At 70.7% G+C, this 23904-nt stretch carries 20 protein-coding genes; 13 read left to right on the top strand and 7 right to left on the bottom strand.

All coding sequences use genetic code 11. The annotated features are described in order from the left end of the window. Positions 1-81: 81 nt before the first annotated feature. Together JOE46_RS05560 and JOE46_RS05565 are read right to left on the bottom strand one after the other, a co-directional pair. Positions 82-516 carry a PaaI family thioesterase gene (locus tag JOE46_RS05560; protein WP_373560285.1) on the bottom strand — a complete coding sequence of 145 codons (435 nt, stop codon included), beginning with the start codon at positions 514-516 and terminating at the stop codon, positions 82-84. 195 nt (positions 517-711) lie between these two features. Further along, complete coding sequence (locus tag JOE46_RS05565; protein WP_179800667.1) at positions 712-1437, bottom strand: hypothetical protein; 726 nt, start codon at positions 1435-1437, stop codon at positions 712-714. A 324-nt stretch (positions 1438-1761) separates the two neighbouring features. Between JOE46_RS05565 and JOE46_RS05570 the strand changes: the two genes are divergently transcribed. Genes JOE46_RS05570 through JOE46_RS05580 form a run of 3 tightly spaced genes read left to right on the top strand, consistent with a single transcriptional unit; the run spans position 1762 to position 5128 of the window. Next, positions 1762-3168 carry an iron chelate uptake ABC transporter family permease subunit gene (locus tag JOE46_RS05570; RefSeq protein WP_097213410.1) on the top strand — a complete coding sequence of 469 codons (1407 nt, stop codon included), beginning with the start codon at positions 1762-1764 and terminating at the stop codon, positions 3166-3168. Further along, the gene (locus JOE46_RS05575) at positions 3165-4256 is read left to right on the top strand and encodes an iron chelate uptake ABC transporter family permease subunit (protein ID WP_097213359.1); all 1092 of its coding nucleotides are present in this window, start codon (positions 3165-3167) and stop codon (positions 4254-4256) included. Before JOE46_RS05570 ends, JOE46_RS05575 begins: the two co-directional genes overlap by 4 nt. Beyond that, positions 4256-5128, top strand: coding sequence for an ABC transporter ATP-binding protein (locus tag JOE46_RS05580; protein ID WP_209926498.1), 873 nt, complete (start codon positions 4256-4258; stop codon positions 5126-5128). The genes JOE46_RS05575 and JOE46_RS05580 overlap by 1 nt, the downstream gene beginning before the upstream one ends. 2 nt (positions 5129-5130) lie before the next feature. Here JOE46_RS05580 and JOE46_RS05585 read toward each other — a convergent pair whose 3' ends face one another. Together JOE46_RS05585 and JOE46_RS05590 are read right to left on the bottom strand one after the other, a co-directional pair. Next, the gene (locus tag JOE46_RS05585; RefSeq protein ID WP_209926499.1) at positions 5131-7698 is read right to left on the bottom strand and encodes a DUF2156 domain-containing protein; all 2568 of its coding nucleotides are present in this window, start codon (positions 7696-7698) and stop codon (positions 5131-5133) included. Next, positions 7695-9005 carry an esterase family protein gene (locus tag JOE46_RS05590; RefSeq protein ID WP_209926500.1) on the bottom strand — a complete coding sequence of 437 codons (1311 nt, stop codon included), beginning with the start codon at positions 9003-9005 and terminating at the stop codon, positions 7695-7697. The genes JOE46_RS05585 and JOE46_RS05590 overlap by 4 nt, the downstream gene beginning before the upstream one ends. A gap of 153 nt (positions 9006-9158) precedes the next feature. Here JOE46_RS05590 and JOE46_RS05595 point away from each other — a divergent pair, with 153 nt between their 5' ends. Next, complete coding sequence (locus tag JOE46_RS05595; protein ID WP_097213363.1) at positions 9159-9581, top strand: BlaI/MecI/CopY family transcriptional regulator; 423 nt, start codon at positions 9159-9161, stop codon at positions 9579-9581. Between the two features lie 27 nt (positions 9582-9608). Continuing rightward, entirely contained in the window at positions 9609-10553 is a 945-nt protein-coding gene (locus JOE46_RS05600) for a M56 family metallopeptidase (RefSeq protein ID WP_077041754.1), read from the top strand. Positions 10554-10571: 18 nt separating this feature from the next. Here JOE46_RS05600 and JOE46_RS05605 read toward each other — a convergent pair whose 3' ends face one another. Then, a complete protein-coding gene (locus JOE46_RS05605) occupies positions 10572-11120 on the bottom strand; it encodes an OsmC family protein (RefSeq protein ID WP_209926501.1) in 549 nt (182 codons plus the stop codon). Between the two features lie 477 nt (positions 11121-11597). Between JOE46_RS05605 and JOE46_RS05610 the strand changes: the two genes are divergently transcribed. Beyond that, entirely contained in the window at positions 11598-13640 is a 2043-nt protein-coding gene (locus JOE46_RS05610; protein WP_374102882.1) for a DEAD/DEAH box helicase, read from the top strand. A gap of 168 nt (positions 13641-13808) precedes the next feature. Continuing rightward, positions 13809-15266 carry an NADP-dependent phosphogluconate dehydrogenase gene (gndA, locus tag JOE46_RS05615; RefSeq protein WP_209926505.1) on the top strand — a complete coding sequence of 486 codons (1458 nt, stop codon included), beginning with the start codon at positions 13809-13811 and terminating at the stop codon, positions 15264-15266. Positions 15267-15347: 81 nt separating this feature from the next. Here the strand turns inward: gndA and JOE46_RS05620 are convergent, their stop codons facing one another. Continuing rightward, positions 15348-15833 (bottom strand): DUF4262 domain-containing protein, encoded by a 486-nt coding sequence (locus JOE46_RS05620; RefSeq protein ID WP_179800664.1) that lies wholly within the window; start codon positions 15831-15833, stop codon positions 15348-15350. A 195-nt stretch (positions 15834-16028) separates the two neighbouring features. On the opposite strand from JOE46_RS05620, the gene JOE46_RS05625 reads away from it, so the two are divergent. The 6 genes from JOE46_RS05625 (at position 16029) to JOE46_RS05650 (ending at position 23382) form a co-directional block, all read left to right on the top strand. Then, complete coding sequence (locus tag JOE46_RS05625) at positions 16029-17381, top strand: DEAD/DEAH box helicase (protein WP_097213367.1); 1353 nt, start codon at positions 16029-16031, stop codon at positions 17379-17381. 3 nt (positions 17382-17384) lie between these two features. After that, positions 17385-18266, top strand: a complete 882-nt coding sequence (locus JOE46_RS05630; RefSeq protein ID WP_097213368.1) for a DMT family transporter — start codon at positions 17385-17387, stop codon at positions 18264-18266. 3 nt (positions 18267-18269) lie between these two features. Then, positions 18270-19706, top strand: a complete 1437-nt coding sequence (locus JOE46_RS05635; RefSeq protein ID WP_097213369.1) for a GuaB1 family IMP dehydrogenase-related protein — start codon at positions 18270-18272, stop codon at positions 19704-19706. Positions 19707-19971: 265 nt separating this feature from the next. Then, entirely contained in the window at positions 19972-21393 is a 1422-nt protein-coding gene (locus JOE46_RS05640; RefSeq protein ID WP_097213370.1) for a hemolysin family protein, read from the top strand. Beyond that, positions 21386-22474 carry a hemolysin family protein gene (locus tag JOE46_RS05645; protein ID WP_097213371.1) on the top strand — a complete coding sequence of 363 codons (1089 nt, stop codon included), beginning with the start codon at positions 21386-21388 and terminating at the stop codon, positions 22472-22474. Before JOE46_RS05640 ends, JOE46_RS05645 begins: the two co-directional genes overlap by 8 nt. Then, positions 22471-23382, top strand: coding sequence for a 3-methyladenine DNA glycosylase (locus JOE46_RS05650; protein WP_097213372.1), 912 nt, complete (start codon positions 22471-22473; stop codon positions 23380-23382). Before JOE46_RS05645 ends, JOE46_RS05650 begins: the two co-directional genes overlap by 4 nt. Here JOE46_RS05650 and JOE46_RS05655 read toward each other — a convergent pair. Continuing rightward, complete coding sequence (locus JOE46_RS05655) at positions 23366-23866, bottom strand: PadR family transcriptional regulator (protein ID WP_245221412.1); 501 nt, start codon at positions 23864-23866, stop codon at positions 23366-23368. The genes JOE46_RS05650 and JOE46_RS05655 overlap by 17 nt on opposite strands. Positions 23867-23904 lie beyond the last annotated feature (38 nt).

The raw sequence follows: 23904 nt of genomic DNA on the forward strand, positions 1-23904 counted from the left end.
TGCCGACAAATGCGTTGCGCAATCAGTGACTGCGATCAATGGCGACAGTCGGGGGTGACGAACCGATCTCTCGTTCGTTCGCTAGCCCCCGAGCCGGTCCGTGTCTGTGACGTTCGCGAGCCGCACCTGCCCCTTGGCCACCAGGCGGTCCCGCTCGTCCACCACGGCGACCTGCCACAGCTGTTGCGTGCGGCCGCGGTGCACCGGCGTCGCCTCCGCGAAGAGGACGCCGTCGCGGGTGGCCCGCAGGAAGTCGGTGTTGTTGTTGACGCCGACCACATGCCCCCGGTCACCCAGCCAGATGCTGCCCGCGATGCTGGCGAGCGTCTCGACGACCGCGCAGTGCACGCCGCCGTTCATGATGCCCGCCGGCTGGTACAGCTCGGGACGGACCGTCCACTGGGCCCGGACCCGGTCGCCGCTGAGTTCGGTGTACTCGAGCCCAAGCACCTCACCGAATCCCTTGTTGAGGAACGGGGTTGCGGCCGCGGGGTCCATCCCGGACAGATCGCTCATCGAGGACACGTTGCTCATCTTCACACTCCATCGTTGCCGGTCGAGTGAATGTACCTTTCGCCCGAAATGCCGACGGGCCCCGCACCCGAAGGTGTGGGGCCCGTCGCGGGGAAGGACCGGGAGTCTCTGCAGCCCTCAGGACTCCGGCGCGGTCCGATCATTCACGTTCCGAGAATGACAATAGGCAAGCCTGGCCTAACATGCAAGCGCAGCGACGCCGCGGCGAAAAGCTGCCCGGTCGGCACGCGCCCGGACCGGCACCCCGGCACCCTCAAAGGCGTCGAGCAGGCCCTGCCCCCGGCGCATCGCGGCGGACTCGCCCACGCCGCCGAGAATGGGAACAAGCGTGGCGGCACCGAGGATCGCCTCACCGACCATGGCCCACAAGCGCGATCGATCGAGCGGCACGATCAGGTCCAGCGCATCGAAGAACGCGACCAGCGCGGTGTGGCAGCGGTGCACGGTCCACACCAGCAGAGCGCCCTCGCACGGCAACGTCACCGCGGCACGCGTCCCGGCCCAGCGATCACCGGGCAGCACCCGCAGCACCGGATCGCTTACCCCGGCCCAGTCGATGCAGCCGTCGCTGTCCATGTGCAACCAAAGGTTCTCGAGACCCGGATCCCAGGCGCGCCCCTCCAACACCACCAGCGACGCCACCCGGCCGATCACCGCGTGGATGAGCGCGGTCGCGACCGAGGCGGCCGCCGCCTCCGGATCGCAGAGGTCGGCCAGCGCCCGCTCGACCATCCGCTCGAGGCGATCGCCGTGAATCCCCTCGACGGCAGACCACCAGCGACGCTTGCCCTGGTCGGCCATCAGAGCGACGGCATACACCCGCGGGTACTCCGGATAGATGCCCCGGAGTCGGAGACAGGAGTCGTCGAGCGCGGCGGCCGGGTCGTTCCGCACCGGTTTCACCGAAACGGCGGTCGATGACACTGCGAACGGGGGCGCTGCGATGGATGACACTGCTCACTCCTGGGTCGGCGACATTCGGACATCTCGTCGAGATCAACTGCAGGGCGACCGCTTGCGGGTCGACCGCGAATGTAGGTTAGCCTAACCATTACTTGCGGGCGAGCGGGAGCCGAGCCCCCGGCCGGGGATAGGGTTCCGTAACCTAATCTCGCAAGCTTGCGCCTCGCCGATCAGGAGCCCCCGACCGTGACGTCCACCCCCACACCCGGTTCGGTCGCCGCTCGCCCCGGGCCGACCGAGACCCGGGGGACCCACCCGACCGAGATCTACGGTTCGCTGGAGGTCCCGACCGGTCCGGCACCGCTGCAACGCCGGCTGCTCGCCGCCCTCGCGGACCTCGGCGTGGTCGCCCTCCCCCTGGTCATCGGCTGGTTCATCGTCGACTCCCTGCGCGACGACAACGGCGGCGGCCAGATGGATCGCGCGGTCTTCGGCGGCGTCGCGCTGATCACCGCCGCCGCCCTGCTCGTCTGGAACCGCGGCAGCAGGGAGGGCGCCACGGGCCAGAGCGTCGGCAAGGGCTGGCTGGGCCTGGTCACCAGGGACGCCGAGTCCGGCAGGCCGCTCGGCACCCGCCGGGCCCTGCTCCCCCGCAGCGGCTCCGAGGTCGTCCGGCTCAAGACCGCGGTCGCGGAGGGTTTCACCCCGATCCGCCGCGACACCTCGATGGCCGCGATCCGCAAGCGCCGACTGCTCGGGCTCGCCCTCCTCGTGCTGCTGCTCGCGGCGGCCGCCCTCGCCAGCGTTGCCGTCGGCGCCCGGCCGATGACCTTCGCCGAGATCTTCCACGCGCTGTTCACCCCGACCGGCCTCGACACCGACCTGGTGGTGCGCACCCTGCGGGTGCCGCGCACCGCCCTCGGGATCGCGGTCGGCATCGCGCTCGGCATCGCGGGCGCGCTCATCCAGGGCCACACCCGTAACCCGCTCGCCGACGCGGGCCTGCTCGGCCTCAACGGCGGCGCCGCGTTCTTCGTGGTGCTCTCGATCTACCTGTTCGGGCTGGCCGGACCGAACGAGTACCTGTGGTTCGCCTTCGCCGGGTCCCTCGCCGCGAGCATCGTCGTGTTCGGCATCTCGTCGATCGGCAACGGCAGATCGAGCCCACTGAGCCTCGCGCTCGCCGGTGCCGCGGTGGCGATGTTCCTCAGCGCCATGACGAACACCGTCATCCTGCTCGACCAGACCAGCCTCGACGGCTACCGGTTCTGGGTCGTCGGCTCCATCGCCGGGCGCGGACCCGAGGTGCTCTGGCAGGTGCTGCCGTTCCTGGTGATCGGCACGCTGATCGCGATGGCGAGCACCCCGAGCCTGAACGTGCTCAGCCTCGGCGACGACGTCGCCCGCGGCCTCGGCACCAACATCGTGTTGAGCCGGACGATCGGCATCATCGCGATCACCCTGCTCACCGGCGCCGCCACCGCCGCCTGTGGCCCGATCGCCTTCGTCGGACTGGTGGTGCCCCATGTCGCCCGGTCGATCACCGGACCGGACTACCGCTGGCTGGTGCCCTATGCAGGCATCATCGGCGCGATCATGGTCCTGCTCGCGGACGTGATCGGCCGCGTCGTGGTCCGCCCCGGCGAACTCCAGGTGGGCATCGTGTTGGCGCTCTTCGGTGCACCGTTCTTCGTCGCGCTCGTCCGGCGCAGAAAGCTGGTGTCGCTGTGAGCCTGATCGACGACAAAGTCGAACTCCCCACCACCGTGCCGTCGCGCCCGGGGTTCCGGGTCGGGCCGGTCTCCCTGGTCCGCCGCACCACCATGGTCGCGATCACCGCAGGCCTGCTGCTCGCCGCGTTCCTGCTGCTGTGCATCAACATCGGCCGCGGCGACTTCGCGATCTCGGTGCCGACCGTCGCCGAGATCCTCTTCGGCGGCGGCACCAAGGTCGAGCGGTTCATCGTGATGGACCTGCGCCTGCCTCGCGCCCTCACCGCGCTGCTCACCGGCCTCGCGCTGGGCATCTCGGGCGCGATCACCCAGTCCATCCTGCGCAATCCCCTGGCCAGCCCGGACCTGTTGGGCATCACCGCCGGGGCCAGCGCGGCCGCCGTGGCCCTCATCGTGCTGGCGGGCGGCGGCAGCTTCGTGGGACTGCTCGCGGTGCTCGGCATCCCGATCGCGGCGCTGATCGGCGGCATCGCGACCGCCGTCATCATCTACGCGCTCGCGTGGCGCGGCGGAGTCCAGGGCTACCGGGTGGTGCTGATCGGCATCGGGTTCAACGCCATGCTGATCGCCGCGATCCAGTGGATGCTGATCTCCGCCGACATCAACGACGTCGCCCGTGCGCAGGTCTGGCTCAACGGCTCCCTCAACGGCAGCGACTGGGCGCAGGTGTGGCCCGTCGCGATCGGCGTCGCGGTGGTCGGCACGATCGCGCTGATCTCCTCGTTCACCCTGGGCGCGCTGCGTCTCGGCGACGACAACGCACGCTCGCTCGGCGTCCGGTTGCAGGCCGGACAGGCCACCCTGCTGCTGGCCGCGGTGGCGCTCGCCTCCATCGCGACGGCCGCCGTCGGCCCGATCGGATTCGTCGCGCTGTGCGCTCCGCAGCTCGCACTCCGGCTGCTGCGTACCCCGGGACCGCCGATCCTGGCCTCCGGCCTGGTGGGGGCCGTTCTGGTGGTCGGCAGCGACGTCATCGCGCGCACCATCCTCCCCGTCGAGCTCCCCGTCGGCATCGTGACCTCGGCCCTCGGCGGACCGTTCCTGCTGTACCTGCTCGTCCGAAACAATCGAAAGGTGTCGGTCTGATGAGCGAGCTCACCACCGAGCACACCGCGCCCCGGCTCGCGGCCGAGGCCCTCACCGTCGGCTACGGCGACCGCATCATCGTCGACGGGCTCGACCTCGAGATCCCCACCGGCGTGGTGACGACGGTGATCGGGCCGAACGGCTGCGGCAAGTCCACCCTGCTCCGCTCGCTCGGCCGACTGCTCAAGCCGAAGTCCGGCCAGGTGCTGCTCGACGGCAAGGCCATCTCCACCCTCAAGACCAAGGACGTCGCGCGCACCCTCGGCATGCTCCCGCAGGCCCCCGTCGCGCCCGAGGGACTGACCGTGGCCGACCTGGTCGCCCGCGGACGGCACCCGCACCAGTCCTGGATCCGGCAGTGGTCGGCCGACGACGAGGGCGAGGTGGCCAGGGCGCTGGCCCTGACCGGGGTGTCCGAGCTCGCGGACCGACCCGTCGACCAGCTCTCCGGCGGACAACGCCAGCGCGCCTGGATCTCGATGGCGCTCGCCCAGGGCACCGACATCCTGCTGCTCGACGAGCCGACCACGTACCTGGACCTGGCGCATTCGGTCGAGGTCCTCGACCTGGTGGACCGGATGCACGAGGAACTCGGACGCACGGTGGTGATGGTGCTGCACGACCTGAACCTCGCCATTCGGTACAGCGACCGCCTGATCGTCATGTCCGAGGGCGCGGTCGTCGCGTCCGGCACCCCGAGCGAGGTCATCTCGGAGGAGCTGCTGTTGAAGGTGTTCGGGCTCGAGGCCCGCGTCATCGAGGACCCCGTCTCCGACCGGCCGCTGATCGTGCCGATCGGGACCCGGCACGTGTACGGGTCGATCGGCGGGCCAGCGGCCGCGGCCGACGCGGTGGGCGTCGGCTCGGCCTGAGGTCAGGTCCGGTTGCCACCGATCATGGTGCGCACCAGGCGAACTCCCTGGCCGATCGAGACCTCCGGCAGGTAGGCCCGACCGATGGCGTTGCCGATGCTCGGCAACGCCGCCGGATCGGCGAACGTCATGTGCATCGGCACGTACTCCGGCTGGAACTTCGACTTGAAGGCCAGCAGGGACCGGAACCCGTACACCGGCTCCAGGGTCTTGCCGAGCACGTCGAGGAGGCGGTCCAGCACCGTCGACAGGGTGGACCGCTCGAGGTCCTCCTCGGTATCGGCCGCTGCCTCCGGCGAGACGACCTTCGCCAGCGGCGCGCCGGACAGGCTGACGAACTCGGCGCCCTCTTCCTTGAGGAGCATCGCCGCGGAGGCGATCAGGAACTCCATTGCGGGCCGGAAGCCCTCGGAGCGGCGGCGCATGAAATCGAGGGTCCAGCCGACCACCCGGCCGTCCCGGTAGACGGGCATCCACGAGGTGACCCCGTGCACGGTGCGCTCGGCATCCACGGCGACCAGGCACCGCACCTGCGGATCGTCGATCTCCTCGAGGCCGCCGAGCGTGAAGCCCATCTCCGGCATCCCCTTGTCCGCCACCCATTCCTCCGAGATGGCGGTGATCTGATCGGTGATCGACAGCGGGGCGTCGGGGAACGAGATCCACTCGGCGCTGATCCCGTCCTTCTTGGCCCGGTTCACCGCGGTGCGCACGTCCTGGAACTTCTTGCCGGTGAACGCGAGGTCGTCGAGCCGGAGCACCGTCTCCTCCGCGACCTGGATTCCGGACCACCCCATCGAGTCGGTCACCTCCCGCAGCTCGCCGGTCACCGAGTAGAAGCACGGAATCCATCCGCTGCCGGACGCGAACTCCGCGAAGTCGGTCACGTTGACCCGCAACCGGTCCGGCGGACCGACGGGGTCGCCGGTGGTCAGCGCGACGCCCGCGATCACCCGGTAGGCCACGTAGCTCGTCCCGTCCGGACTGAACCAGTACTTGTTGCCGCGCCAGGTCGTCATCCAGGACAGCGGGCTGCCGCCGCTGGCGCACAACAGCTTCCTGGCCCGTTCGGTGTCCTCGGTCTCCGCGCCGTAGGCCGGCTTGAGGAACGTGGCCAGCGTCGCCACGCACGCGACCACCCAGAACACCACTCCGGTCCACTCGAACAGCACCGTGGTGGCGGCGCTGTCGGGCAGCAGGCGCGGGTCCAGCCACTGCAGGTAGACCGGTGGGATCAGGCGCTGCGGATAGTCGGCGAGCAGACCCGCGAGCCCCGGATCCCGGTCGAACCCCTTGCGCACCAGCAGCCCACCGAGGACATACACGACGCCGAGCCCCGCGGCGACGGCCAGGAGGATCGTCCACAGCCGGCGATACGTGCCCTTCGGCGCGGCGACATCGAAGAACCGCCGGGTCAGAAGCAGCACCACGAGGATCGCGAGCGGCGTCAGGAACGGCGTGATGGTCCGGTACAGGTTCGGCGAGTCGAGGCCGTAGAAGAGCGATTCCTCACCGACCGATTCGATGAACCGGACGACATAGTTCGCCACGGACAGCGCGAGCAGGATCGAGTGCACGACCACCGCCGCGATCCACGCGAACCGCCTGCCCCGGCGCAGGCCGTCCGCGAGCACCAACAGGAAGATCGAGGGCATCAGGCTCAACAGGGTCGGCCCGACCCCACCAAGTCGCAGCCCCAGCAGCCCGCGCCTGCACTCCTCGCTGTTCGACGCGCCCGCACAGATGGCCCGCACCTCGTCCGGTGTCCAGGGCACCCCACGGAACAGCTCGCGCAGCACGGCCAACGGTCCGACCGCGTTGGGCGAGAGGGCCGCCAGAGCCGGGCCGAGCGCGCCGGCCGCGACCACGATCGCGACGAGCACCCGGCCCTCGCGGCGGGTCCCCGCGAGCCGAGCCCCGCGCGCCGACCGGCCGACGATCCAGGGACCGAGGACCAGCCCGACCACCGCCGCGGCGAGCCGGATGATGTCCTCGAGGTGCCCGCCGAACAGTGCGAGGGTGATCAGCAGCGCGAGCAGCCCCACCCGGGTCCGCCGTCGCCACAGCGTGTCCATCCGCGAGCTCGCCACCATGGCCACGCCGACGATCCACGTCGTCGGGCCGACCGCGGCACCGATGTGCAACCGGAAGCCCCACCCCTCGTCGACCAGTTTCACCAGCGCGGCCACCCCGATCCCCAGCAGCGTGCCCAGCACCTGGGTGCTCGCCGCCGCGACCGCGAAGCGGCCCGAGCCGATCCGGTGCTCGATCGGTGCGGCCACCAGCAGGACCAGCGCCGTCGCGACCAGATACCCGGCCAGGCCCGGCGCCCAGAGCCCGGCGGTGAGCGACGTCCAGACCCGACCGTCCTCGAAGGGCCCGATCCCCGCCGCGAAGTGACGGTCCACGTACCGCGCCGGGCCGGACAGCAGGCTGGCGGTCGCCGCACCGAGGACCCAGATCAGGACGAGCAGCCCGATGCTGACCGGCGCCCCGGATGCCCCGGACCTGGCCAGCTCGAGGAGCCTTCGGGTCTGCCTGGTGGCCGCCGTCGCCGTCGCCTGAGTCACGAAATCAGCCCCATCTTCGTCGCCAACCACCCAAGCTCGTGTTCGAGCCCGGCCGACCACACCGCAAAGCTGTGTCCCCCCGGCAGTTCCACGTACTGGACGTCCATCCCCGCGGACTTGGCCGCCTGATACACCCGCTTGGCCCCCGGCTTGTACTCGCCGTCGTCGCTGCCTGCGACGATCACCCCGGCCGAGCCCGGGTACTTGCGTGCAGCCATCAGGTCCATCGGATTCACCGCCGCGAACTTCGCCGCATCGCCGCCGAACACCTCGTCGACCGTGCGGGCCCGGTCCCCGAGCGTCGGCTCCTCCTGCCCGGACAGGTCGAGGAACGTCGGATACACGTCCGGGTGGTTGGTGGCCATCTGCAGCGAACAGGTGCCGCCGTAGGACAGCCCACCGATCGCCCAGCTCCGCGGGTCGGGGTTCACCTCGAGGTGCGACTTGACCCAGGCGGGCACGTCCTCGGCGAGGTACGTCGCCACGTTGCCGAGCTTCGAGTCAAGGCAGAGGGGGTTGCCGAACTGCGACCCCGTGGCATCGGCGACGACCACCACCGGGGCCAGGCCGCCGTGCTGGGCGGCGAAGGCATCCATCGTCTGCGCGAGCTTGCCCCCGTTGAACCAGTCCGCCGGGGAACCCGGCTGTCCGGCCAGCAGCACGAGCACCGGCAGCGCGGGCCGGGGGTCGGCGAAGTAGGCGGGCGGGAGATAGATCTGCGCGTCCCGCGCCCCGAACCCGGAGGCGACGCCGGGGATCGGCACCGTCGTCACCCTGCCCTCGGTGGGCAGATCCGCCGGTGGCCGCCACACCGACTCGAGGGGGGTACCCATGATCGGGTCAGGTGTGGACGGCGGCAGCTCGCCGAATGCGATCTCGTTGGGGTTCGGGAGGCCGAGGACGTCGCGCACCGTCGGGTATGCGGCGAACACCAGGTTGATCTGCGCGCCCGCCGCCGCCACCACGGCCGCCGCCGCGAGCACGGAGACCACCGCCCGCCACACCCGCCGGTCGAGCAGCAGCCGCGCCACCAGGAGTGCCACCGCGAGGATCCCGAGGCCGATCCAGACGTAGATCTCGGTCTCGATCTGATCGGGGAACGGCCGCCACCACTTCTCGACTACCACCCAGAGGGCAACGGTGCACCCGAGCGTGACCGCCGCGGCGAGCGGGATGGCCCGCTGCCGGTACCGGCGCGGGTCCGTGGTCGGTGCCAGCAGCAGCCAGAGTCCACCGACCGCGCCGAGGGCCGCGACGAACCACGGCAGCGGGCCGGAGGTGAGTGACCAGCGAAGCAGCCAATCCACGGGTATGCCTCTCGACGGGTGACAGCAGACTATTCCCTCCGGCGGCGCCGGTCCGGTTCCGCAACGAGCTCATCCACACATAGCACGGATCAGGGGATTTCGTACTACGAGTAGTAGTACGCATCCGCGTCGGACAGTCCGTACACTGTTCCTATGGCAGGACTTGGGGAACTCGAGCGCGCAGTCATGGACCACCTCTGGTCCAGTTCCGAACCGCAGACCGTGCGACAGGTGCACGAGGCTCTCGCCACGCGCCGCGAGCTTGCGTACACGACCGTGATGACGGTCCTGCAGCGTCTCGCGAAGAAGAACCTGGTGATTCAGCAGCGCGACGATCGCGCGCACCGCTACGTGCCCGTGCACGGCCGCGACGAGCTCGTTGCGAGCCTGATGGTCGACGCGCTTCAGCAGGCGGACGAGTCCGACGGACGGGTCGCCGCACTGGTGCATTTCGTCGGGCAGGTGGGCGCCGACGAGGCGGCCGCGCTGCGTGAGGCCCTCGCCGCGCTCGAGGCGTCGGAGGCGGCCAAACCCGCCCTCCGGAGCGTCGATCCGGGGACCGATCGCGCCAGCTGACCCCACAATGTGGATGATGGGTGGGCAATGAACCCCACCACCGCACTGGCCTTCGCGCTGCTCGCATTGTTGCTTGCAGGGCCGGTGCCAGCCCTCCTCTCCCGGGCGACCTGGCCCTATCGGGCGCCAAGGGCGGCGCTGGTGCTGTGGCAGGCCATCGCGCTCGCGGCCGTGTTGTCGGCGTTCAGTTCCGGACTGGCGATCGCGACGGAGCTGCTCGTACCCGGCCCGGACGGCAGGCCGACCACCGCGCCCACCGCCGAGATCGACGCGCTCGGGCTCCCGCTGTGGATCGCCTACGTGGTGGTGCTCGCGCTCACCCTCCTGATCGGCGCGAAGCTGGTGTTCTCCATCGCCTCGGTCGGCGTGCGCACGCGCAGGCGCCGCGCCCGGCACCGGATGCTCGTCGATCTCCTCGATCAGCGCGACCCGCAGCGTGGACGCAACTCGAACCTCCGGGTGCTCAGCGCCTCCGAACCGATCGCGTACTGCCTGCCCGGCCTCCGCCAACGGGTGGTGCTCAGCGAGGGCACCCTGGCGAACCTCCAGCGGGAGGAGATCACGGCGATCCTGATGCACGAGCGCTCCCACCTGCGCGCCCGGCACGACCTGGTGCTCGAGGCCTTCACCGCGGTGAACGAGGCCTTCCCTCGGGTAGTCCGCAGCAAGTCCGCGCTCGGCTGCGTGCAGCTGCTCGTCGAGATGCTCGCCGACGACTCGGCCCTCAAGGTCACCGGACCCACTCCCCTGGCCCGCGCGCTCGTCGCGTGCTCGGGTTCCAGCGCCCCCGTCGGCGCCATGGCCGCAGGCGGTCCCCACACCCTGACCCGGATCAAGCGACTCGGCGGCGACGGCAACGATCTGCAGCTCGCGGCCGCCGCGTATCTCGCGTCGGTGGCGATCCTCGTGGTGCCGACGATCGCCGTCGCGGTGCCCTGGCTGGTCGAGCTCAGCCGCCTGTTCCGGGGCTGAGCCCGACCCGTCGCCGCGTCAGGCGACCTGGAGCACGGTCCGCACCGGGGTCGGATTGCGCGTCAGGTCCAGCACCGGGCAGTGCGCGTCGACCACCTCCTGCAGCTCCGCGTACCGCTCGGCGCTCGCCGGTCCGGTGAGTGTGACGGTGACCCGCACCTCACCGAAGCCGGGGCGAACCGCCTCGTCGAGGCCGAAGAAGCCCTGCACGTCGAGGTCTCCCTCCGCCGTGGCGGTGATGTCCTCGATCTCGACGCCGAGCTTGTCCGCCCAGAACCGATAGGTCACCACCTGGCAGGACAGCACCGCCGCCAGGTAGTACTCGACGGGATTGGGCGCGGTGGATCCGCCGCCGAGCGCGGGCGGCTCGTCCACCTCGACGAAGTGTTTGCCGGCTCGGACGGTGCTGGCGACGGCGTCGTGCGCGGTCGCGTTCGCCGTGAACCGGACCCGGGCGTTGGCGCGATCCTTGCGGACGGCGTCGGTGGTCGCGCGGATGATGCCGCCCAGGTGCGAGATCGCGGCATCGGGGTTCGGGGTCGTGGGCGCAGCATTGATCGTGGACATGGACAGGGCTCCTTGCGCAGGATGTGGGTGAACGTCGCAGGATTCGACTCCGCGAGCGACGGTCGCGGTTCAGGTCGGATCAGCGGCCACGACAAGCGGCAGCACACACCAGCGCAAGATCGATGTACCGACGACGGACGAGGGCCATAGCCGCATCGGTCACGTGGGTGTCGGTCACGAGGCGATGCTAACCGGTGAATCCCGGTGGCGCACAGGGACTCCGCGCACCTCAACGGCCGACCTACCGGCAGTTGCCCACGTCACAACCCCGCTGACGTGTGGTTTTCCGGCGCCTCGCGTACACTGAACGACGGCCGCAATCGCGGTCCACCCATTGTTTGTTCAGGCACCCAGCCCCGCCCCCGGCCGTAATGTCACCGGGAAAGGCCAGGCGAAAATGTGCCCCGGCTCGTCTCTTTGCGTGCTGCATGACAGCTCGCGCTCCGCGACGCGCCCGACGTCCGGAGAGGTATCCGCGTGACCGACGCTGTCCACATGTCTTCTGCTGCCCCTGTTTCCCCCGAGGAACTGGCGCCGCTCGAGTCCCCCTCGCCCGCCGAGGAGACTCCCACCATCACCTTTGCCGAGATCGGCCTGCCCGCACCCGTGGTCGCCGCCCTCGCCAAGAACGGCATCACCGTGCCGTCGCCGATCCAGGCGATGTCCGTGCCCGACGCGATCGCGGGCAGGAACGTCCTCGGCCGCGCCCAGACCGGGTCGGGCAAGACCCTCGCCTTCGGCCTGCCGATGCTGGCCCGGCTCGCGCAGCACGAGGACCGTCCCGCGGCCAAGCGGCCGCGCGCCCTGGTCCTGGTGCCCACCCGCGAGCTCGCGATCCAGGTCGTCGACTCGCTCTACCCCTACGCGTCCTCGGTCGGCGTGCGAGTGCTCGCCGCAGTCGGCGGCATGCCGTTCACCAAGCAGGTCGAGCAGCTGCGCCGCGGCGTCGACATCCTCGTCGCCACCCCCGGCCGCCTCGGCGACCACCTGCGGCAGGGCACCTGCATCCTCGACCAGGTCGAGATCACCGCGCTCGACGAGGCCGACCAGATGGCCGACATGGGCTTCCTGCCCGAGGTCCGCTCGATCCTCGGCGAGACCCGGCCCGACGGTCAGCGACTGCTGTTCTCCGCAACCCTCGACCGCGAGGTGCAGTCGCTGGTCCGGCAGTTCCTGGCCGATCACGTGACGCACTCGACGGAGGACGGCAAGGCCAGCGTCGACACCATGGAGCACTACGTGCTCCTCGTCGATCGCGGACAGAAGGACGTCGTCCTCGCCGAGATCGGCGCCCGCGACGGCCGCACCATCATGTTCGCCAGGACCAAGCTCGGTTGCGAGGGCATCACCGATCGTCTTCGCGCGGTTGGCATCCCGGCAGAGTCGCTGCACGGCGGCAAGGCCCAGAACCAGCGCACCCGCGTCCTCGAGCGCTTCAAGAGCGGCCGCACCCCGGTGCTGGTCGCCACCGACGTCGCGGCCCGCGGCATCCACGTCGACGGCATCGACCTGGTCGTGCACGTCGATCCGCCGGCCGATCACAAGGACTACCTGCACCGCGCAGGCCGGACCGCCCGCGCGGGCGAGAAGGGCACGGTCGTTGCGATCGTGCTGCCGAACCAGCGTCGCCTGGTGCGCAAGCTCACCGGGATGGCGGGGGTGGACGCCACCGCGGTGAACGTCGCGCCCGGTTCCGAGGAGCTGGCCACCATCACCGGCGCCAAGGCGCCGAGCGGCGAGCCGGTCCGCGAACAGCACTTCAAGAGCGATCGCTTCGGCGACCGGCCCCGTCGCGAGGGCGGCTACCAGGGCAGCCGTCCCCGCCGTGAGGGTGGCGGCGGCTACCAGGGCAGCCGTCCCCGCACCGAGGGCGGTTACCAGGGCAACCGCTCCGAAGGTGGCTACCAGGGCAGCCGACCGCGCACCGAGGGTGGCTACCAGGGCAGCCGACCCCGCACCGAGGGTGGCTACCAGGGCAGCCGACCCCGCACCGAGGGTGGCTACCAGGGCAACCGCTCCGAAGGCGGCTACCAGGGCGAGCGCAAGTACAACGACCGCCCCCAGCGCAGCGAGGGTGGCTACCAGGGCAACCGGCCGCAGCGCGACGGCGGCGGCTACCAGGGCAGCCGACCCCGCACCGAGGGCGGCTACCAGGGCAACCGCTCCGAAGGCGGCTACCAGGGCGAGCGCAAGTACAACGACCGCCCCCAGCGCAGCGAGGGTGGCTACCAGGGCAACCGGCCGCAGCGCGACGGCGGCGGCTACCAGGGCAGCCGACCCCGCACCGAGGGCGGCTACCAGGGCAACCGCTCCGAGGGCGGTCACCAGCGTTCGCACGGCAGCCGTCCCTACGGCGACCGCCCGCAGGGCGACCGCCCGAACCGCGACTCCGGCAACGGCGAGCGCAGCTACGGGGATCGCCCCCAGCGCAGCGGCGATTCCTCGCGTTCCGGAGGCTTCCGCAGCCGGACCGAGCGCCGCTCGTACGACGGATTCGAAGGCCCCCGCGGCGATCGCTGATCGCTGAGCGCCCACGGCGTTCGACACAGACACCCAGACGCCACCGACCGCACACGCGGTCGGTGGCGTCTCGGCTATCCGGCACGCGACGGACGGCACCCGCCCCCGTCGACAGGTATCGGGACCCCGCGCTTTTCTTCGCGGGCCCAGCAAGGGAAGGTGTACGGCATGACCGAGAACAGCAGCACGACCGCCCGCGCGCAGATCGGCGTCACCGGACTTGCCGTGATGGGCTCCAATATCGCCCGTAACTTCGCCCGGCACGGACACACCGTGGCACTGCACAACCGCAGCGTCGCGAAGACCGACGCCCTCATCGCCGAGCACGGCGGTGACGGAGACTTCGTCCGCACCGAGACCGTCGAAGAGTTCGTTGCGGCACTGCAGAAGCCGCGCCGCGTCCTGATCATGGTGAAGGCGGGAGACGCCACGGATTCGGTGATCGAGGAGCTCGCCGCCGCGATGGAGCCGGGCGACATCATCATCGACGGTGGCAATGCGTTGTACACGGACACGATCCGTCGCGAGGCCTCCCTCCGCGACCGCGGACTGCACTTCGTCGGCGCAGGCATCTCCGGCGGCGAGGAGGGCGCGCTGAACGGCCCGTCGATCATGCCGGGCGGCCCCAAGGAGTCGTATGAGTCCCTCGGACCGCTGCTCGAGTCGGTGGCAGCTCAGGTCGACGGCACCCCGTGCTGCACCCACATCGGCCCCGACGGCGCAGGCCACTTCGTGAAGATGGTGCACAACGGCATCGAGTACGCCGACATGCAGCTGATCGGCGAGGCCTACCACCTCTTCCGGGACGCGCTCGGCCTCGACGCCGGCCAGATCGCGGACGTGTTCACCGAGTGGAACGCAGGCACCCTCGAGTCCTACCTGATCGAGATCACCGCAGAGGTACTGCGCCAGAAGGACTCCAAGACAGGTCAGGCGCTCGTGGACGTGATCGTCGACGCCGCCGAACAGAAGGGCACCGGCCGCTGGACGGTCAAGTCGGCGCTCGACCTCGGGGTCCCGGTCACCGGCATCGCCGAGGCGGTCTTCGCGCGCGCCCTCTCCGGCTCGCGCACCCAGCGCGCGGCCGCCCAGGCGGCCGGCCTCGCCTCCGGCGCGCTCGGCGAGAAGCCGAGCGATGCAGCGCAATTCACCGAGGACATCCGCGCCGCCCTCTACGCGTCGAAGATCATCGCGTACGCCCAGGGCTTCGACCAGATCGCCGCGGGCAGCGCCGAGTACAACTGGGACCTCAAGCCCGCCGACCTGGCCACGATCTGGCGCGGCGGCTGCATCATCCGCGCGCAGTTCCTCAACCGCATCAAGGATGCGTACGAGGAGAACCCGGCGCTGCCGAGCCTGATCCTCGCCCCGTACTTCCGGGAATCCATCGAGGCGGGCATCGACAGCTGGCGCCGCGTCGTCGCGACGGCGACCCTGCTCGGCATCCCGGTCCCCGGTTTCGCCTCCTCCCTGTCGTACTACGACGGCCTGCGTGCCGAGCGCCTGCCCGCAGCGCTCACGCAGGGGCAGCGCGACTTCTTCGGCGCGCACACCTACGAGCGCACCGACCGTCCGGGCAAGTTCCACACGCTCTGGAGCGGCGACCGCAGCGAGGTCGAGGCGTAGCAACCGCCGACGACCCACGAGCCCGGCCTCCCGAGGCGCACACCGAAGGGTGTCCGCCGACCGGAGGCCGGGCTCGACTCGTCAGGCGACCATCTGGCCGCCGGGCGGCGGCCCCAGCAGCGGCTGCACGATGGTCGAACTGATCTCGGCCTCCCACGGCATCAGCCCCTGACAGTCGGCCCACACCGCCTGGACCGCCGACACGTCTGCCGGCCCGTACAACGCGACCGCGCGCAACAGCCAGGATTCGTACTCGCGCGCCCGGATCAGGCACACCTCGAGCCCGCCGACCTCGAGCCGCTCCCCCGGCCCGAGCCGATCGCCGTGCCACAACCGATGGGCGAGGTCGCCCAGGACCGCCACCGATTCGTCGGCGGCCCGGCCGGTGACGATCACCTCGGGACAGCCGATCTCGGTCAACCCGACCGTGTAACAGAAGGCGGGATGGACGCCCCGCTCGTCGACGGAGGACTCGACATACTGCATCGCCCAGCCGTATCTGTCGATGGTTCGCAGCATCTTCCGGTGCGCCTGCTCAGGCGTCATCCCCTCGCAGATCTCACACATGATCACCCTCCCGAAATCGAATGTATGTTCGATGTTGATCATGCGCCATGCCACCGACACCACACGGCCACGGAGCCGTCTTGCAGGACGAATGACCAAACACACCCGCCGGAGCGGTAACCTCACAGCACGCGCCGACGACGTTCCGTGAGATCGGGGGCGCCCCGCGGCCCAACACTCGGAGGCAACCGCGACATGTCCGACCCAGCCACCACAGGACCCGCCGACACGTTCGCGGGCCTCGGCCTCCCGCCGCTGCTGGTGCAGTCGCTGAACCGGGAGAAGATCACCGCCCCGTTCCCGATCCAGGCCGCCGCGATCCCCGACATCCTGGCCGGGCGGGACGTGCTCGGGCGCGGGCCGACCGGTTCCGGCAAGACCCTCGCCTTCGGACTGCCGATGCTGGTCCGGCTCAAGGGAGCCCCCAGCGCACCCGGGCGCCCCCGCGGGCTCGTGCTCGCGCCGACCAGGGAACTGGCCGCGCAGATCGAGAAGGCCCTCGACGAGTCCGCGCTCTCGCTCGGACTGCGCCTGGCCTGCGTGGTCGGCGGGCTCCCCATCAAGGCGCAGGCGCAGCGGCTCGCGCGCGGGGTGGACCTGCTGGTGGCGACGCCCGGCCGGATGGCCGACCTGATCGCCCAGGGCGCGGCCTCCCTCGCCGACGTCCGCGTGACCACGATCGACGAGGCCGACCACATGGCTGAGCTCGGGTTCCTGTCGCAGGTCACCACCCTGCTCGACCAGACGGCGAAAGACGGTCAGCGACTGCTCTTCTCGGCCACCCTCGACGGCGGGGTGGACGACCTCGTCCGGGACTACCTGCACGATCCCGTCACGCACGCCACCGCGCCGGTGGCCGCCTCGGTGGCCACGATGGCGCACCACCTGCTCCACGTCCGCAAGGCCGACAAGTGGGTGGTGCTCGCCCAGATCGCCTCCCGGAGCGGCAAGACCCTGCTCTTCGTTCGGACCAAGCACGGCGTGGACCGGGTGGCCGAGGAACTACGGGCGGCAGGCGTCGTCGCGGGGGCACTGCACGGCGACAAGACCCAGAGCAACCGCACCCGCACCCTCGCCGCGTTCGCCGACGGCGACACCCCGGTCCTGGTCGCCACCGATGTCGCGGCCCGCGGTATCCACGTGGACGGGATCGATCTCGTCGTCCACGTGGACCCGCCCGCCGAGGCGAAGGACTACCTGCACCGCGCCGGACGGACCGCTCGCGCAGGCGAATCCGGGACGGTGGTGACCCTGGTGACCGACGACCAACGCGCCGAGGTCGCCGCGCTCACCGCGAAGGCAGGCGTGGACGTCATCGGCGTCGAGGTGCGCCCCGGCGCCGCCGAACTCGCCGCCCTGACCGGTGCCCGCGAGCCGACCGGCGTCCCGGTGCCCACACCGTCCGCACCGGCGCCGACGGCACCGAAGGAGCGGGCCACCGGACCAGGTGCCCGCGGCAGGCGCCCGGGCGCGACCACGGTTCGCACCGGCGGGCGACGCGGAGGCGGCGCCGGTGCGCACGGCCACCGCAACCGAGGAGGGCGCTGAGCCATGTCCGGAACCCCGCTGCTGGCAGTCGCGTTCGCGCTGATCGGCGCGCTGTTGTTCGCCTGCGGCTCGGTCGCACAGCAGAGCGCGGCGGCGGGGGTCGCCGAGGGCGACGCCCTGCTCGCCGAGCTGGTGCGCAGCAAGCGATGGTGGGCAGGCATGCTCGGCGACGGTGGCGGGTACGTGTTCCAGGCGATCGCGCTCGGCGTCGGGTCGGTGCTCGTGGTGCAGCCACTGATCGTGGCCTCGCTGCTGTTCGCGCTCCCCCTCTCTGCCCGGTTCAGCGGCGCGCGGATGACCGGCCGCACCTGGTCGATGGCCTTGGCGCTTGCGGCGGCGCTCGTCGTGTTCCTGATCGTCGGGAATCCGACCGAGGGCCACAACTCGGCGGCGATCGCCGACTGGCTGATACCACTCGCGGGGATGCTCGGGCTGGTCGCCGCGGCGATCGCGGCCGCGATGACCCGGATCGGCCCCGGTCCCCGGGCCCTGCTGCTCGGGTTCGCCAGCGGCGCACTGTACGGCGTCGCGGTCGCGCTGACCAAGTCCGTCATCGACCTGCTGCACCTGGGCCCGGCGGCCGTGCTCGGCAGCTGGACCACCTGGGCCCTGATCGCCGCCGGTCTCTCCGGGTTCTACCTCCAGCAGCGCGCATTCCACGCCGGCTCGCTCTCGGCGTCGCTGCCTGCCATCACCATCGCCGAGCCGCTGGTGGCCGCCTTCCTCGGGTTCGCGGTGCTCGGTGAGCGGCTTCGGGTGGAGGGTCCCGGCATCGCCCTGATCGCCGTCGCGGTGCTCGTCATGGTCGTGACCACGATCGGACTGTCCCGGTCCCAGGCCGATGTGACCACCCACGCCCAGACGTCGCAGCCGGTACTCTCGTAAGACGTGCGCTTCCTCGACGGCCAGCAGCCGCCCTATGACCTGACCTACGACGACGTCTTCTTGGTGCCCAATCGCACCGATGTGACCTCGCGCTTCGATGTGGACCTGTCCACGCTCGACGGATCCGGCACCACCATCCCGATCGTCGTCGCCAACATGACCGCGGTCGCCGGCCGCCGGATGGCCGAGACCGTCGCGCGCCGCGGCGGGATCGTCGTCATCCCCCAGGACATCCCGGCCTCCGCCGTCGCCGAGACCGTCGCGTTCGTCAAGAGCCGCCACCTGGTGGCCGACACCCCGGTCACCCTCGGCCCCGAGGACTCCGTCTCCGACGCGATAGCCCTGCTGCCCAAGCGTGCGCACGGCGCCCTGGTCGTCGTCGAGAACGACCGGCCGATCGGCGTCGTCACCGAAGCCGCGTGCGCGGACGTCGACCGGTTCGCCAGGCTCCGCTCCGTCGCCATCACCGACTTCGTCACCGCGCCCGTGACGGCCTCCCCGCGCGAGGTCTTCGAGCTGCTCGAGACCAAGCACGACCCGATGGCGGTCATCGTCAACGAGGACGGATCCCTGGCGGGCGTGCTCACCCGCACCGGCGCGATCCGGGCGGGCATCTACGAACCGGCACTCGACTCGGACGGCAGGCTGCGCGTCGCCGCGGCCGTCGGCATCAACGGCGACGTGGCCGCGAAGGCGAAGGAACTGGTCACGGCGGGCGCGGATGTCCTCGTGATGGACACCGCACACGGGCACCAGCAGAAGATGCTCGACGCCCTCGGCGCCGTCGCGGAGCTCGACCTCGGCGTGCCGCTGGCCGCGGGCAACGTCGTTTCCGCGGCAGGCACAAGGGACCTCATCGCCGCTGGCGCGAACATCGTCAAGGTCGGCGTCGGACCCGGCGCGATGTGCACCACCCGGATGATGACCGGCGTCGGCAGGCCGCAGTTCTCCGCGGTGGCCGAGTGTGCTGCGGCCGCACGGGAACTCGGCGCCCACGTGTGGGCGGACGGCGGCGTCCGGCACCCCCGCGATGTGGCACTGGCCCTCGCGGCGGGCGCCTCGAACGTGATGATCGGTTCGTGGTTCGCGGGCACCTACGAGTCGCCAGGTGATCTGCGGATGGACCAGGCGGGCAACGCATACAAGGTGAGCTTCGGCATGGCGTCCAAGCGCGCTGTCGCGGCAAGGACGGCCACCGACAGCGCCTTCGATCGTGCCCGCAAGGGCCTGTTCGAGGAGGGCATCTCGAGTTCCCGCATGCGCCTGGACCCGGACCGCCCCGGCGTCGAGGACCTCATCGACCACATCTGCTCCGGCGTGCGCAGCACCTGCACGTACGCAGGCGCCCGCACGGTCGAGGAGCTGCACGAGAAGGCGCTGCTCGGGGTCCAGTCCGCGGCCGGGTTCGCCGAGGGGCGCCCGCTGCCTGCCGGCTGGTAGCGAGCCGACACACCGACGCACCACCACTACTACCGGGCACGGTCCGCCGTGCCCGGTAGAATCGTGGTCTGCACTCGCACACGCGCAGCGAAAGCCTGCGCACAACAGGAAGGAACAAGGTGCCTGAGGCACCCACTCTGACCGTCGTCGACTCGACCGAGTCCGGCGACGAGAGCACCTCTACGGAGGGCTCCTCTACCGAGCCGGGCGACAAACCCGGCGCACATCCCCCACTGTTCGGACCCACGCTCGGCGGCGATAGCTGATGGAGATCGCACTCACCGTCTTGAGCCTCATCGGGTTCGCGGCCCTGACCGCAGGCACCGCGTTGTTCGTGGCCGCGGAATTCTCGCTCACCGCGCTCGAGCGCAGCACCGTCGACTCCCACGCGCGCGACGGCGACCGGCGTTCGCGCCAGGTGCAGCACGCACACCGCACGCTCTCGTTCCAGCTCTCCGGCGCCCAGCTCGGCATCACGATCACCACGCTGATCACCGGCTATCTCGCGGAGCCGGTGCTGGCCAAGCTCATCGACCCGCTGTTGACAGCCGTCAACATCAGCGAATCCGTGGCCAGCGGCATCTCGCTGACCCTCGCCCTGGTGCTGGCCACCTCGCTGTCGATGATCTACGGCGAGCTGGTGCCGAAGAACCTGGCCATCGCGCGTCCGCTGCAGACCGCGCGCGCCACCGCGGGCCTGCAGGCCGGCTTCTCGGCGGTGTTCAAATGGGCTATCAACGGGCTCAACGGATCCGCCAACTGGGTGGTCCGACGGCTCGGCATCGAACCCGCCGAGGAACTTCGCTCGGCACGCTCTCCCCAGGAACTGGGCTCGCTGGTGCGCACCAGCGCGCGCCGCGGCGCGCTCGACGCCGGGACCGCGCTGCTCGTCGATCGCTCGCTGCGATTCGGCGAGCTCACCGCGGAGGAGCTGATGACCCCGCGGGTGAAGGTCGAGACCCTCGAACTCCGGGACACCGTCGCCGACCTGATCGAGGCCGCGTCCCGGACGGGCTTCTCGCGGTTCCCGATCGTCGACGGCGACCTGGACGACACGGTCGGCGTCGTGCACATCAAGCACGCGTTCACGGTGCCCGCCACGGGACGCGCCACCACGCCGCTGATCACCCTCGCGCAGAAGGTCCCGGTGGTGCCGTCGAGCCTCGACGGCGACGAGCTGATGGAACGCGTCCGCGCCGACGGCATGCAGGTCGCGCTCGTGGTCGACGAGTACGGCGGCACCGCGGGCATGGTCACAATGGAGGACCTGATCGAGGAGATCGTCGGCGACGTCCGCGACGAGCACGACGAGCCGGAGATCGAGGTGCAGCGCAGCGGCGACAGCTGGATCTGCTCGGGCCTGCTCCGCATCGACGAGGTCAGCCAGACCACCGGTTACTCGGCGCCCGAGGGCGAGTACGACACCCTCGGCGGCCTCGTCCTGGCCCACCTGGGCCGGATCCCCGAGGTCGGTGACCAGGTCGTCCTGCCTCATCCGGACGACGACGGCCGCTCCGCGGGCGGCTGGATTGCCCGGGTCGCCGCGATGGACGGCCGCCGGATCGACCGGGTGGTGCTGACCCCGGTCGCCGACCTGGCCGACCACTCGGCGGAGACACTGGCCGATCACTCGGCGGAGACACTGGCCGATCACTCGGCGGAGACGAAGGAGGACGACGATGAGTGACCTGTTCGCGGTCGCCCTGACCGTTCTCCTGCTCGCGGGTAACGCGTTCTTCGTGGCCGCCGAGTTCGCGCTGATCTCGGCGCGACGCGACCGGCTCGAGGCGCTGGAGTCGCAGGGCAAGAAGCGGGCGCGCACGGTGATCCGGGCCGGCGAGAACCTCTCGCTGATGCTGGCCGGCGCACAGCTGGGCATCACGATCTGTTCGATCCTGCTCGGCCGGGTCGGCGAGCCCGCGATCGCGCACCTGATCGAGGCGCCGTTGGACGCCCTCGGCGTTCCTGCCGGGTTCCTGCACCCGATCGGGTTCACGCTGGCGCTCTCGCTGGTGGTGGTGCTGCACATCCTGCTCGGCGAGATGGTGCCGAAGAACATCGCCATCGCCGGGCCGGAGCGCAGCGCGATGCTGCTGGTCCCCATGCACCTGGCGTTCATCCGGCTCGTCCGCCCGCTCATCTCGTTCTACAACTTCTGCGCGAACGCTTCGCTGCGGTTGATGCGGGTGCAGCCGAAGAACGAGCTGGACACGACGGTGTCGGCGCTGGAGCTCGCCGAGATGATCGGTGAGTCCCGGTCCGAAGGGCTGATCGACGAGGAGGAGCACCGCCGGCTGACCTTGGCGCTGCACACAGCCGACCGGACCGTCGCGGATGTGCTGATCCCGCTCGACAAGGTGCGCAGCGTGCCCTTGACCGCGAACGGGACCACGCTCGGCGCCGTCGAGGAAGCGGTGATCGAGACCGGCTACTCGCGCTATCCCGCGCGGCTGGCCGACGGAACGCTGGCCGGGTACCTGCATCTCAAGGACGTCCTCGACGAGGTCGGCGACGTCCACGCGGGTCCGGACACGGTGATCCCCCGCTCGGACGTGCGACCGCTGCCGCAGGTGCAGGTGCAGACCCCGCTCGACGAGGCGCTCGGCACGCTGCGGCGCGCGAGCAGCCACCTGGGGTCGGTGGTCGACGAGACCGGGCAGACGATCGGCATCGTCGCGCTGGAGGACCTGGTGGAGGAGTTCATCGGTACCGTGCGCGACGGCACCCACCGGATCGACGACGCGGTGCCGGGGCAACGGACACCGTGACACAGCCGGACCTCTCGAGCGGTCCACTCGTTCTGACGCAGGACGAGTGGACCGCCCGCCGCGACGCGCACCGGGATCGGGTGGATGCCCTGATCGGGGCGCACCTGTCCCGGCAGACGCGCGGGGAGAAGCATCCGGTGATCGACTTCCTGTTCACCTACTACAGCCTGCGGCCAGCTCAGCTGCGACGCTGGCACCCCGGCCTCGGGGTGCGGCTGACCGGACCCGCGGCGCGCGAGTACTGGGACTACTCCGGGTACCACCGGCGCGGCGACGACGCCGAGGCCGATCCACGCGTGCTGACCCAGCGCCGCACGATGCTCGAGTTCACCGAGCGCCTGCTCGCGGGCACCGCCGCGCGGCCCGCGCAGCTCGGCTGCTTCGGCCTGCACGAGTGGGCGATGGTGTATCGCGGCGGCGCGGAAGCGGTCCGGCATTCGGGCACCCCGCTGCGGCTCGGGCCGGACGGCACCGACGCGGTGGTGGAGTCGATGAACCTGCGCTGCACGCACTACGACGCGTTCCGGTTCTTCACCCCGGACGCGGTGGGCCGCAACGACACCCCCTTGCAGCGCGAGGACCAGGCGGCGCGGGAACAGCCGGGCTGCCTGCATGCGGGCATGGATCTCTACAAGTGGTGCTACAAACTGGCGCCGCTGGTCGACTCCGGCCTGCTGCTGCGGTGTTTCGAGCTGGCGATGGCCGCGCGGGAGCTCGACATGCGGGCGAGCCCGTACGACCTGAGCGCCCTCGGCTACGAGCCGGTGCCGATCGAGACCGCGGCGGGCCGGGCGGACTACGTGCGGGCGCAGTCGGCGCTGGCGGAGCGGGCCGCACCGCTGCGGGCTGAGTTGCTGAGTCGCTGCCGGTCGTTGCTGAACCGGACCTCGTTCAGCGAATCCAGCTGAGTTCCCCTGCCGCGATTCGCCGAGCAGTGCCTTCAAGCCAGTCGATGTCGTGCCGGAGACGCGACAGCAAGTACTGCACCTCGATCATGTGGACCTCGGGTTCGGCCGGGTCGTGGGCTGCCCGTTCGAGTTCGCGGACCTCGCCTCTGATGAGTTCGACCCGCCTCTCGAGAACCGTGACGGCTTCCGCGGGCCGCAGGATCCCGAGGTACGCGAGTGCGGTGACGAAGGTGGGACCGCCGGTCAGGTCGGCTTCGCGAAGTTGCTGCTGCACCCGCTTGGCGAGTTCAGCTACACCCGATTCGGTCACCGCAATGGCGGCGCAGTCGTTTCCGCTCGCCGCGGTGACCCAGCCTTCTGCGGTCAGACGGTCCAGGAGGGTGTAGACGGTCGCATTGCGCACTCGGAGGTACTCATAGCGCCGCGTGAGTTCGCGGAACAGCGCGTATGCGTGGCGCGGTTGCTCGACCAGGAGGCCGAGCATCGGCAACACGAGTGGATTGTCGAGCGCGTTCTTGGGCA

This window comes from Rhodococcus sp. PvR099 (assembly GCF_017833315.1).
Classification (GTDB): Bacteria; Actinomycetota; Actinomycetes; order Mycobacteriales; family Mycobacteriaceae; genus Rhodococcus_G; species Rhodococcus_G oryzae.